This is a genomic window from Mammaliicoccus lentus, from assembly GCF_947036595.1.
Classification (GTDB): domain Bacteria; phylum Bacillota; class Bacilli; order Staphylococcales; family Staphylococcaceae; genus Mammaliicoccus; species Mammaliicoccus lentus.
In genome coordinates this window covers 2,018,471-2,031,712 of record NZ_OX344834.1, presented here as the reverse complement: position 1 = coordinate 2,031,712, position 13,242 = coordinate 2,018,471, and the positions used below count along the sequence as shown (strand labels likewise).

Here is a 13,242-nt window from a genome sequence, read left to right as displayed (position 1 = left end):
AATATAAACCTACACTTTCCGATATCTTTTCATACCTAATATATTTAAGACTAGCAACAAGACAAATATTAGGAAGAGAATAATCCAATTCACATATATATCTGATATTTCATAACCTCTGATCATAACGTTTTGGATTGCATCGCCAGCGTAATAAAGCGGCATTATATGTGCAATATATTGCAATGTTTTGTGCATTGAGTCTACTGGTATTATACCCGCAAAAAACACTTGGGGAACAATAGCTAGAGGTATAAATTGAATCATTTGAAATTCAGATGATGCAAAAGTTGATAATAACAAGCCTAAAGTTAAAGCAATAAATGAAATCAATATATTTGTTATAAATACGAGCGCAATATTTCCTTCTGTTGTCATCTGTAATACATATATTGAATAAATAACAATTAATGCTGTTTGAATGACAGCAAATGTACCATAACCAATTATATAACCTATAATAATTTGATATTTCTTAATTGGAGAGGATAGTGTACGGTCAAGTGTGCTTGAAGTTCTTTCTTTCAGTAAAGAAATACCTGAAATTAAAAAGGTAAAGAAAAATACAAAGAATCCAATTAAAACTGGGCTGATTGTATCAAAATAATTCGTATCTTTATTGCCATGCAAATAGTGATTTGATGTTTCAATTTTTTCAATTTTTGGTTTGTCTTGTTGAGGTAAATCTTGTTTTATGTTGTCTGGTAACTTTTTCGTTATTTCACTTAACATTTTACTTTGATTATTTAACGCATTTGTTAACTGATTGATATTTTTACTGACTAAAATTTGATTAACCTTTAACTTTAATTGATTCGTTACACTAGGGTCTGAATTTTCATAAGTAATAGAATACTCGTGATTACTTTCTTCTACAAAACCATCTAAGTCATCATTTTTAAATTTATCTTTTAAATTTTTATAATCATCATATTGAACTGTTTCAATGTTTTTATCATGTAATTGGTTTATTAAATGTTCATTAGCTTGATACGTGCCGATTTTTAACTCTTTAGATTCATCTGAGTAATTAAACAAGAAATAAATTAATGTTAAGATCAGCAGTGGGGCAACGAGCAGAAGCATTAGTGTACGTTTATCTCGCAACACTTGTTTAAATATTCTTGTTGCTATATTAAGCATCTACACCATCTCCTAACTCAAGAAAAACTTCTTCTATCGTGTTGACTTTAAATGATGATTTTATTTCATCAGGTGAACCGTAAGAAATAATATTGCCGTCTCTCATTAATAATAGTCTGTCACATTTATCCGCTTCATCTAACACGTGAGTCGTGACGAGTATCGTTTTTCCTTTATTACGTTCCTCAAATAAATCGTTCCATATAGACTTTCTTAATTTTGGGTCTATACCTACAGTAGGCTCGTCTAAAATTAATATTTTTGGGTTTTGAATAAAACTAATAGCGAGAGAAAGTCTTCTTTTCATACCTCCAGAAAAAGCACTTACTTTTTTCTTGCGTTCATTATATAAATTCACCATCTCTAAAGCACGTTGTATATTGGTTTGTAAATTTTGTTCTTTAGTAATATATAATTTTCCAAAGAATAACATGTTCTCGTAAGCAGTTAAATCCTCGTATAATGCATCACCTTGTGCCATATATCCAATTGAACGTAAAATTTTACGGTTAGGTATGTCGACATCTTCAATCGTAATATTACCTGAATCAATGGCTTCCATTCCTAAAATACATTTTATGAGCGTTGTTTTACCAGCACCAGAAGGGCCAATTAAACCTGTGATACAACCTGGTTCAAAATATGTTGTCATATCATTTAATATATTAACTTTTCCGTATGACTTAGTTATATTATCTACTTTTATCATTATGAACACCTCTTTTAATTTAAAAGTGAGTACTCACTCATTTTACAACTAGATATATCTTAAGTCAAAACTATAAAATCATATAAAGAAAGTGTATAATAGACCTATTGAAAATAAAGGAGAAATAACGATGAAAGTTGAGACGTTATTAAACAAAATAAAATTAAAGCAAGTTTATGGGAATACAAACCAAGAAGTAAACGATATTACAACTGATTCTAGAACTGCAACTGAAAAATCTATATTTGTAGCCTCTCGAGGTTATACAGTAGATAGTCATGAATTTATCCCTAATGTTATTGAACAAGGGTGTACTGTAATCGTAAGCGATAGATATATTGAATTATCTGAAGACGTACTATTAATTGTTGTAAAAGATACATTAAAAATAGCAAGTATTTTTAGCCATATAATTTTTGAATATCCAAGCCAAAAATTAAAAACAATAGGTGTTACTGGAACGAATGGTAAGACGACAATAGCAACGATGGTACATCATTTAACTAGAGCGCTTGGTAAAAATAGTGCTTATCTTGGAACAAATGGGTTTCAAATTAATGAAACTGTAACGGAGGGTGTGAACACGACACCGGAAACAGTTACATTAACTAAACATATATCCGAGGCTGTTAAGCAAGAATGTGAAAGCATGACTTTTGAAGTATCTAGTCACGGTCTAGTAATAGGTAGACTAAGAGGCGTAGAGTTTGATATTGCGATATTTTCAAACTTAACACAAGATCATTTAGATTTTCATGGCACAATGGAAGCATATGGTCATGCCAAATCATTATTATTTAGCCAATTAGGCCAAGACTATAGAAAAGACAAATTTGTCATATTGAACGCTGATGATGCTTTTTCTAAAGAGCTAGAGCCGGTTACTCCATTTGAAATATTTACATATGGAATAGACAATGAAGCTGATTTTATGGCTCAAAATATTAATGAATCTATCAATGGCGCGACATTTACTTTAACAACGCCATTTGGTGAATATGAAGTTGAATCTCCGTATTTAGGTAAATTCAATATTCTTAATTTATTAGCGAGCCTTCTTGGTGTTTGGGTGCAAGGTTATGATTTAAAAGAAATCATTAAAGCTGTTAAACAGATGCCCCCAGTTGAAGGACGTTTAGAAGTATTAGATAAAAACCTACCGATTGATTTAATTATTGATTATGCGCATACATCTGATGGTATCGATAAATTAATTGATGCTGTAAAACCTTTTGTTAAGCAAAAATTGATATTTTTAATAGGTATGGCTGGAGAAAGAGACTTAACAAAAACACCTGAAATGGGTAAAATAAGTTGTCGAGCAGATTACGTTGTATTTACACCAGATAATCCAGCAAATGATGATCCGAAAATGTTAACAGCAGAATTAGCTAAAGGAGCGACACACCAAAACTATGTAGAATTTGAAGATAGAGCAGAAGGTATTAGGCACGCTATTGAAATTTCAGAACCAGGAGATACAGTGGTATTAGCATCAAAAGGAAGAGAACCTTACCAAATTATGCCAGGAAATATTAAAGCACCTCATAGAGACGATTTAATTGGTCTAGAAGCAGCTTATGAAAAATATGGAGGTAAACCTAGTGAAGATTAGAGAAAGCCATTCTGATAACTTAAAATGCAAAGTTTTTATATATGAGAATAAAAAGGAAGAATATTTTGTTATTTCTATTCCAGATTTATTTTGGTCTATCCAAATCGATTATGACTTATTCGGTGAATCATTAATTGAACATCTGTATATACATTTGTTTAATATATTAGATGAAGAAGACGCAAACGAATTAGCGAATAGAATTAGCCATTGGACATCCGAATTATAAGGAGAAATGAATTGTGACAATAAAAGAAGAAGTAGAAAGTAGAAAAACCTTTGCGATTATATCGCATCCAGACGCTGGTAAAACGACGTTAACAGAGAAATTATTACTATTCGGTGGTGCGATAAGACAAGCAGGTACCGTTAAAGGAAAAAAGTCAGGAAAATTTGCTACGAGTGACTGGATGAAAGTAGAACAAGAGCGTGGTATTTCAGTAACCAGTTCTGTTATGCAATTTAATTACGATCACTATAATATCAATATTCTAGATACACCAGGACACGAAGACTTTTCGGAAGACACATATAGAACATTGATGGCTGTAGACAGTGCTGTCATGGTAATTGACTGTGCTAAAGGGATAGAGCCCCAAACTTTAAAATTATTTAAAGTATGTAAAATGAGAGGAATCCCTATTTTTACGTTTATTAATAAACTTGACCGTATGGGTAAAGAACCATTTGAATTACTTGAAGAAATTGAAAAAACTTTAGAAATTGAAACATATCCTATGAACTGGCCAGTTGGAATGGGTCAAAATTTCTTCGGTATTATAGATAGAGAAGAGAAGACTATTGAGCCATTTAGAGATGAAGAAAATGTACTACATTTAAATGATGATTATGAATTAGAAGAAGATCATCCAATTAAAAATGATTCACAGTTTGAACAAGCTATTGACGAATTGATGTTAGTTGAAGAAGCGGGTGAAACATTCGATAAAGAAATGTTGCTTGCTGGAGAGTTAACACCTGTATTCTTTGGTTCTGCATTAGCTAACTTTGGTGTACAAAACTTCTTAAATGCCTATGTAGACCATGCACCAATGCCAAATGGTAGAAAGACCGAAGAAGGTGAAGTAGTTGATCCATTTGATACAGATTTTTCAGGCTTTATATTCAAGATTCAAGCAAATATGGATCCAAAACATAGAGATAGAATCGCATTTATGCGTGTCGTGAGTGGAGCCTTTGAACGAGGTATGGATGTAACATTGCAAAGAACGAAGAAAAAACATAAAATCACACGTTCAACTTCATTTATGGCTGATGATACACAGACTGTTAACCATGCAGTGAGTGGGGATATAATCGGACTGTATGATACTGGTAATTATCAAATAGGAGATACACTTGTAGGAAATAATCAGAAATTCCATTTCGAAAATTTACCACAGTTTACACCTGAAATCTTTATGAAAGTTAGTGCGAAAAACGTTATGAAACAAAAACATTTCCATAAAGGTATTGAACAATTAGTACAAGAAGGTGCTATTCAGTTGTATAAAACATTACACACGAACCAAATTATACTCGGTGCTGTTGGACAGCTACAATTTGAAGTATTCGAACATAGAATGAAAAACGAATATAATGTTGACGTTGTAATGGAACAAGTTGGAAAGAAAATAGCTAGATGGATTGAAAACGAAAAAGATATTAAAGATAATATGAACTCTAGCCGTTCAATATTAGTAAAAGATCGTTATGATAATTTCGTATTCTTATTTGAAAATGAATTTGCTACAAGATGGTTTGAAGATAAATTCCCAGAAATTAAATTATATAGTTTGTTATAAACTAAAAAACAATGTATAATAACGAAGAAAACTAAATAGACCTACGACTTTGTCGAAGGGGAGTAACTTTAGAATGTAAATTCTAGCATATTATCGTCATTACGAAACGCAAGTTTCCGGTAATATGGGCATGTTATAAATGTTAAGTGAGACCTTTGCCTTTTATTAGGCATGGTCTCTTTTGTTTTGCAAAATAAAAATTGGAGTGTGAGAATGATGGATCCAAGTTTATTGCTCAGCTATGGTTGGGTTTTAGTCGTATTGGTCTTTCTTGAAGGTTTATTAGCTGCAGATAATGCAGTTGTAATGGCAGTAATGGTAAAACATTTGCCTGAAGATTTAAGGAAAAAGGCATTATTTTATGGTTTATTAGGTGCATTTGTTTTCCGTTTTATTTCGTTATTCTTAATTAGCTTCTTGGCTAATTTCTGGCCAATTCAAGCAGCAGGGGCACTTTATCTTATTTATATGTCTGTTAAGAACTTAATAGATTTTAAAAAGCATAAAGATAAAGAGATCAAAACGCCCGATGATGTTGAAGAAAGTGATGAGAACTTTACCGAAGAAGAATTCCCTTCTGATAGTGAAGGTCATCATAAATTGAAGAAGAACTTCTGGATGACAGTATTAAAAGTTGAATTTGCAGATATCGCATTTGCTATAGACTCTATGTTAGCGGCATTTGCAATCGCGGTTACATTACCAGCTTTAGGTATTCATTTTGGCGGAATGGACTTAGGACAATTCAGTGTAATGTTCATCGGTGGTATGATGGGTGTAATCATTATGAGATTCGCTGCAACATATTTCGTAGAATTATTAAATAAATATCCGAACTTAGAAGCAGCAGCTTTCGCTATAGTTGGTTGGGTAGGTATAAAGCTACTCGTTATCGTATTAGCACACGATGAGATTGCATTGATACCACATGATTTCCCACATGGTATTGTATGGCAGTCTATTTTCTGGACAGTTTTATTAGCATTAGTGATTATCGGCTGGATTACATCAGTTCGACATAATAAAAAATCTTCATAACTAGTTATTTACGAGGGAGTGAGATAGAGTTCTCATTTTGCTAAAAACTTCGTAGCCCACCATAGGTAGAATTACTAGTAATGAAAAAAGTTTGATATAAGCACTTCGTTAATTTAGTTTTTGTCATTATTAATTAAATTATGCGAAGTGCTTTATTTTTTTATAAATATGGAGTTGATATACTGCTCTAACGTGCAAGAAATTCGAGACAAGCCCGTTACATTTTCTAACGAGCTAGTGTTTTTAAACAAGCCCGTTAGCGCGATATTTTTAGTCAAGTCCATATTTATGTGTAATATCTTTAGAAGTAATCAACCTTTGGTTTTTTAGAATGTATTAACAAAATAAATCTGTTTGATTTTTAGCAGATTCATTTTGTTAATCTCTACTTATTTTTCAAAAATAAGTAGTAAGTTTAAGGAATAAAAGGTCTTTTAGCATTATCTAGATTTTCTTGAATATCCATGAGTAATGCACCAATTAATCTAAAAGCTGAGTCTAGGTTAGGGAAAGTCTTAATGACTTTCTCTCTTTTTCTAAGCTGCATATTTATATTTTCAATAGAGTTAGTAGTTCATATATTCTTATGGTGTTGTGCTGGAAATCTATAAAACTGTGTGGCATCTTCGAAGCCCTGATCTAATATATTTAAAGCTTCTGAATACTTAGGATTATTTTCATACTTAGTTACAAATTCATTTTTACTTTCAAGCGCATGTTGATATGTAGGAGCTTGAAAAATAGATTTAAGTAATGTTCTTGCCTCTTGTGAATTCTTTTTTGGGAATCTTTCAATGATGTTTTTAAGAAGATGAAATGTACAACGTTGCCAAGTTGAATCTATAAATTGTGATTTAATAGACTTAATAAGACCAGAATGTGCATCAGAAATAATGAGCTCAGGAGTTGTGAGGCCACGCATTCTTAAATCTTCAAAGAACTCAGACCAAGCCTGTTCAGATTCTTGATTAGAAATTTTAAAACCAATAATTTCACGTCTTTTAAGTTCATTTACTCCCATAGCTATATAAACGCCTTTAGAAACTATTTTATTATTCTCTCTAACTTTAATATGCATGGCATCAACAAATACATATCTGTACTGATGACTAGTAATAGGTCTACTCGACCACTTTTGAATATCGGGGTCAATATTTTTCATAACTTCTGAAATCGTAGATTTCGAAACAGATTTACCTGCCAGAGCCTCTACAATTTTCGTGATGTTTCTAGTTGAAACGCCATTAATATAAGCTTCTATCATCGCTAAAATCAGTGATTGATCAGAGCGAGAATATTGATCAAAAACTTCAGTTGTAAATTCGCCATCACGCGTTCTAGGTACTTTTAAATGAAGTGTTCCGACTGGAATCATAAAATCACGTTCATAGTAGCCATTTCGTTGTGCAATCCTTTCAGGATGCTTTTGTTTGAAATCAGCGTTCACAAACTGATCTCTTTCCATTTCCATATAAGCATTTAATACAGTTACAGCTATACTTTTCATAGCAGTATTTAAATTACTTTCTAAAATAGCACTTGCCAATTCTTCAAAGTCTACGTTAATATTTAACTGAGTCATATATAGGTCACCTCTACAATATTTTCTTAGTCGATTACATTGTACTAAAGTGAGCTATATTTGGCTCTTTTTTTATTACACAATTATATGGACATATTCATATTTTTTCATGATTGCAATGTAATTTTAACTTAAATACATATGGTAAACTGCTCTAACGTGCAAGAAATTCGAGACAAGCCCGTTACATTTTCTAACGAGCTAGTGTTTTTAAACAAGCCCGTTAGCGTGATATTTTTCATGACTGCATTGTAATTTTAACTTAAATACATATGGTAAACTGGTCTAACGTGCAAGAAATTTGAGACAAGCCCGTTACATTTTCTAACGAGCTAGTGTTTTTAAACAAGCCCGTTATCGTGATATTATCTACGATTTAGTGAAGTGTTGACGCTTGAGGGAATAATATGAGTTAGGAAATACGTCCTAACCAATTGTTTTTATCAACAAAGAAGAGCTTATATAAAAATTTTACCTATAGCCAAAAGTACAAGTTTAAGGTAATGTTAATTTTTCGTAAATTTATTATAAATTTTTATGTGCAAATTTGCTTGAATGCAATGGATTTAGGTTAAATAATTTTGCATTATATGGCATAATAGATACATTAAGTGTTTTGGTTGAGGAGGACAAGAAATGTCACAAAAGAAACATGTCATTCCTAGAAATGAATATAAGAGACAAAGACGTGAATTCTTTCATAATTCAGAACGTGAGGAAAGAATTAGACAAGAACGTAAAGAAGACGAATTAAGACGTGCTCATGAAAAAGAACAACAAAAGAAAAACGAACAACGTGTTAAAGAAAATATGCAAAAGGCACGTATTGAAAAATTAACAAAAGAAGAAATTAAAAAGCAGAAAGAAGAATCAAAGGATCATCCAACGTTAGATTTAGATGATGAAAGATTAGAATCCAGTCATGAAGATAAATTTTCTAAAGAAGGTTCATCTATTGAAGATGATGTTTCCTCAACAGAAAATACTGAAGATTCATTTGAAAATCTAAAAGATAACCAAAATCTAGATGATTCAGAAGAAATCAAATATAAGAAAGTACATAATCAATCAAATAAGCTGAATAATAAGCAAGAGAATGAATTCGAAATAAATAAACAACTCGGCGCCGAACATGATGAAAAGGTAGAAAAGAAATCTCAAAATGATAAAAATATACTTAATATCATCTTATCGAAAATTGAAAAGCATTGGCCGATAATCGCTATTGTATTAGCTATTATACTTATATTCATATTAGTTTGGAGTATATTCCAAAATGTTAATCCACCAAATGAAAGTCGTAAATCTATAGAAGAGAAGCAATCTCAAAAAGGTTTCCAAAAACCAATAACAAATGTAATGGAAGCTGTTGAGAAGTCTAAAAACTCTGTAGTTGGTGTTTCTCATGAGGATTCAGATATCTCAAGTAAAACTGAATCCTCTCAAAAAGAGAAAGAAGAAAATAGCGGTGTAGGATCAGGTGTAATTTATAAAGTAGAAAATAATAAAACATACATAGTGACAAATTCACACGTTATATCTAATGATAAATCACCAGTTATTAGTGGTGAAAATGGTAAAAGGTATAAAGGTACTGTAGTAGGGTCGGATCAATGGTCTGATATTGCTGTTGTTACAATTCCCACAGATAAAGATGCTAATTTTAAACCAATTAAATTTGAAGACTCTGATAACTTAATACTTGGAGAATCAGCTATTGTTATTGGTAGCCCATTAGGGGCGGAATTCCAAAATAGTATTTCTACAGGTGTAGTTTCTGGTTTAGATAGAACCGTTCCTATTGATTTTAATGGGGATGACGAATATGATTGGGAAATAAAAGCAATACAAACTGACGCAGCTGTAAACCCTGGTAATTCAGGCGGGCCTATATTAGATGCACAAGGTAATTTAATTGGTGTAGTATCATTAAAAATTGATATGCCTAATGTAGAGGGTATGGCTTTTGCTATTCCTTCAAATGAGTCTGCTGAATATATCAAGAAATTAGAAAAAGATGGTAAAATTAAACGACCAGAAATGGGCATTATGGCTCAAAATTATAAAACTTTAAAATCTGACGAACAATCGCAAATAACACTGCCTAGTAAATATAACTCTGGTATGGTTGTAACTGGTATTGATGAAAAAGGCAATGCTCAAAAAGCGGACGTTAAATTTCATGATGTTATTGTAGAAATGGATGGCAAGAAAATAGAAAATAACCTTGAATTTCGTAAAGAATTGTATAATAATCATAAGTCAGGTGAAGAAATTAAGCTTAAACTTATCCGAGAGGGTAAAGAAATAACTAAGACATTAACTTTAAAATAAATAGAGGTGACAATTTGTGTCCATTATTAAATACTTTTTTCAAAAAATGACGCCGCAACAAGGTATTGTTTTGTATTATTTGGCCGCAATAATTGTCGCCTTTTTATTATTGAATTTACCTTATGTTGTAAAACCAGGTGTAAATATTGAGCCTGTAGATACTTTATTTGTAGCAGTGTCTGGAGTCAGTGTTACAGGACTAACTCCTGTAGTTATTGGAGAAACATTTACGACTTTTGGACAAGCAGTTATATTAGTCATACTGAATATTGGTGGTATTGGTGTCATGGCTATAGGGACATTGCTCTGGGTTATATTAGGTAAGCATATAGGACTTAGAGAAAGACAGCTTATTATGCTAGATAGTAATTCAACTGCAATGAATGGCGTTGTAAAATTAATATTAGATATTGTAAGAACGATTTTAATGATAGAACTTATTGGGGCTATTTTATTATCTTTTTATTTTTATAAAGATATTGGGTCTGTGAATGAAGCTATACATCAAGGTATCTTTGCTTCAGTTTCTGCCACGACGAATGGTGGACTAGATATTACTGGAGACTCTTTAGCACCATATGCGAATGATTATTTTGTTCAAACGATTATAATGTTGCTTATTATGCTAGGCGCAATAGGTTTCCCTGTTTTAATAGAAGTTAAAACTTATATGAAAAATACTATACCAAACTTTAGATTTTCATTGTTTACGAAAATTGCGAGTGCTACATATTTATTTTTATTTGTATTAGGTACGATAGTCATTTACCTATTTGAATTCTCAAATACATTTAAAGGAGCTACTTGGCATAAATCATTGTTTTATGCGATGTTTCAATCATCTTCAACACGAAGCGCCGGTTTATCAACCATAGATTTAGCTCAATTTTCAGAAGCCACCAACTTTTTCTTAGGGGGTTTAATGTTTATCGGTTCATCTCCAAGTTCTGTTGGTGGAGGTATTCGTACAACAACATTTACTATACTAGTATTATACTTAGTTAACTTTAGTAATGGACGAACGACAATTAAAGCTTTTAATCGGGAGGTACATCCGATAGATATACAAAGATCATTTGCCGTTATTTCATTAGCATTAGCTATCACATTTGTCGGTGTACTTGCCATTGTGAGGTTCGAAGATGGTAAACATGATTTATTATCTATTTTCTTTGAAACCATGTCGGCATTTGGTACATGTGGCTTGTCCATGGGTATTACAGATGGATTGCAATTAGGATCGAAAATAGTAATCATGATACTCATGTTTATCGGTCGCGTAGGATTATTATGTTTCGTTGTAATGTTAGGTGGAAAATCGACGCCAGATAAATTCCATTATCCTAAAGAACGTATCCAAATAGGTTAGTATTAAAAAAGGAACTTTTCGTTTAGAAATTTTAACGAAAAGTTCCTTTTTATTTTTAATCTGCTAATGCTATTAGAGTTCTATTACATATTTAGTTTTTAGAAACTGGTAACGAAATAGTAAATGTTGTTCCTTCTCCTTCTTCAGAATGAACGTATATTTTTCCGTTCCAATCTTCTATTAATTTCTTACTTAAATATAGGCCAAGGCCACTTCCTGAAGATTTCGTTGTGAAAAATGGCTCAAATATGTTTTGGATTGTTTCTTTTGTAATACCCGTACCATTATCTTTAAATTCTAGTGTTATATTGTTGTTAGAATCTATGTTCAAATTAATAGTTATATTTGCATTTGTTGTTTGTAGTAAAGCGTCTTTAGAGTTTTGGAATAAGTTTATCAATATTTGTTTCAATTGGTCTTCTGATAAATATGAATAAACAGGTTTATCAGGTAAGTTAAGTATAACGTTGATATTATTCTGTTCAAGTTCATACTCTAAGAATGCTTCCACATCTTGGATTGTTTGTACGATATTAATATTTTTATACTCTAGGTTTGTTGGTTTACCTAAATATAAAAACTGTGTAACGATATCATTTATACGTTCTAGCTCTTCGGTTATTATATTGAAATGTGTATCTAATTTATTTTTATCATATTTCATTCTCGTTAATTCTATAAATCCATTGATACTTGTCAGGGGATTTTTAATTTCATGAGCAGTATTTGCAGCTAATGTCCCTATTAGTCTAAGTTTTTCATTATTTGCTTGTTCTATTAAACGCTCATGTTCTATCCTTTCTAAGCGACTTTTATACACTAATGCAACGATTGTTAATAATAAAAATATAACTAAAAATATTAATAAACTTGGAATTACTATTCTTGAAATGAAAAAGTATTGTCCAGAAATATTTATCAAGAATGGTAAGTCTTTATATACATAGTTGATGGATTTAGAGTTTTTAAATTCAGGTCCAATTTGATAAATTTCTGTTCCATTAATCGATTGAATATTAATATTAAATCGGTTTGAAATAAGTTTTATCTCATCTTGAAATGCGTTCATATTAATTTCAACAGCTGATGTATAATCTTTATTTTTAACTTTTAGTTGAGTTGTTAATAGTAGTATATCTGAATTTTTAAGAGATTTCTTTTTAGTTCTTAATTCGTCTTTATTAGAAACTGGAAAACGATGTTTATAAGTCTGATATTCTTCTATATCTGTATATCCCTTACCTTTAGAGTCATATACTATATTATCTTGATTATCTATTATGTAAATGTGATCAATCCATGTGTATCTCGTATGATTATCTTCTAAAAATTTATTTATAAAGTCTTCATTATTTGTATTAGATAATATAGTCGTTAAAGACTCTGAAATACTATCTGCTTGAGTAATGAAAGTTCCTATTTTTAAATCTATGATCTCTTTTGTAGCATCTAATCTTTGATGTATTCTAGTGGTATAATTTTTATTTAATACCCAGCCAATTAATACTGAAACAGTTAAAGCAAAGATAATATTTAGAATGATTATTTTTTTAAATGATTTCATAAACGTCTCCTACCTCTGTTGATGTTATTCTACCAAATTAGCAGAAAAAAACATAACTCTTTTTAAAAATGGTAAAATAAAAG

9 protein-coding genes and 1 pseudogene are annotated in these 13,242 nt (G+C 31.2%); 6 read left to right on the top strand and 4 right to left on the bottom strand.

From position 1 onward, the window contains the following. Window positions 1-9: 9 nt before the first annotated feature. Both ACNMOQ_RS10060 and ACNMOQ_RS10055 read right to left on the bottom strand, forming a co-directional pair. Complete coding sequence (locus ACNMOQ_RS10060) at window positions 10-1,143, bottom strand: ABC transporter permease (RefSeq protein ID WP_416349799.1); 1,134 nt, start codon at window positions 1,141-1,143, stop codon at window positions 10-12. Continuing rightward, window positions 1,136-1,852 carry an ABC transporter ATP-binding protein gene (locus tag ACNMOQ_RS10055; protein WP_064204866.1) on the bottom strand — a complete coding sequence of 239 codons (717 nt, stop codon included), beginning with the start codon at window positions 1,850-1,852 and terminating at the stop codon, window positions 1,136-1,138. The genes ACNMOQ_RS10060 and ACNMOQ_RS10055 overlap by 8 nt, the downstream gene beginning before the upstream one ends. 130 nt (window positions 1,853-1,982) lie before the next feature. Here ACNMOQ_RS10055 and ACNMOQ_RS10050 point away from each other — a divergent pair, with 130 nt between their 5' ends. From ACNMOQ_RS10050 to ACNMOQ_RS10035, 4 genes are all read left to right on the top strand, one after another. After that, entirely contained in the window at window positions 1,983-3,467 is a 1,485-nt protein-coding gene (locus ACNMOQ_RS10050; protein WP_064204867.1) for a UDP-N-acetylmuramoyl-L-alanyl-D-glutamate--L-lysine ligase, read from the top strand. Then, entirely contained in the window at window positions 3,457-3,696 is a 240-nt protein-coding gene (locus ACNMOQ_RS10045) for a YueH family protein (RefSeq protein ID WP_064204868.1), read from the top strand. The genes ACNMOQ_RS10050 and ACNMOQ_RS10045 overlap by 11 nt, the downstream gene beginning before the upstream one ends. A 13-nt stretch (window positions 3,697-3,709) precedes the next feature. Continuing rightward, entirely contained in the window at window positions 3,710-5,272 is a 1,563-nt protein-coding gene (locus tag ACNMOQ_RS10040) for a peptide chain release factor 3 (RefSeq protein ID WP_064204869.1), read from the top strand. A gap of 216 nt (window positions 5,273-5,488) precedes the next feature. Next, window positions 5,489-6,310: a TerC family protein gene (locus ACNMOQ_RS10035; protein WP_026023726.1), complete on the top strand. Its 822-nt coding sequence runs from the start codon at window positions 5,489-5,491 to the stop codon at window positions 6,308-6,310. A gap of 415 nt (window positions 6,311-6,725) precedes the next feature. Here ACNMOQ_RS10035 and ACNMOQ_RS10030 read toward each other — a convergent pair. Continuing rightward, window positions 6,726-7,892: pseudogene (locus ACNMOQ_RS10030) on the bottom strand (IS256 family transposase). A 636-nt stretch (window positions 7,893-8,528) separates the two neighbouring features. Between ACNMOQ_RS10030 and ACNMOQ_RS10025 the strand changes: the two are divergent. Together ACNMOQ_RS10025 and ACNMOQ_RS10020 are read left to right on the top strand one after the other, a co-directional pair. After that, complete coding sequence (locus ACNMOQ_RS10025; RefSeq protein WP_064204870.1) at window positions 8,529-10,226, top strand: S1C family serine protease; 1,698 nt, start codon at window positions 8,529-8,531, stop codon at window positions 10,224-10,226. Window positions 10,227-10,242: 16 nt separating this feature from the next. After that, on the top strand, window positions 10,243-11,595 hold the full coding sequence (locus ACNMOQ_RS10020) for a TrkH family potassium uptake protein (RefSeq protein WP_416349798.1): 1,353 nt from the start codon (window positions 10,243-10,245) through the stop codon (window positions 11,593-11,595). 91 nt (window positions 11,596-11,686) lie between these two features. Here ACNMOQ_RS10020 and ACNMOQ_RS10015 read toward each other — a convergent pair whose 3' ends face one another. Further along, window positions 11,687-13,159 carry an ATP-binding protein gene (locus ACNMOQ_RS10015; protein WP_064211114.1) on the bottom strand — a complete coding sequence of 491 codons (1,473 nt, stop codon included), beginning with the start codon at window positions 13,157-13,159 and terminating at the stop codon, window positions 11,687-11,689. Window positions 13,160-13,242 lie beyond the last annotated feature (83 nt).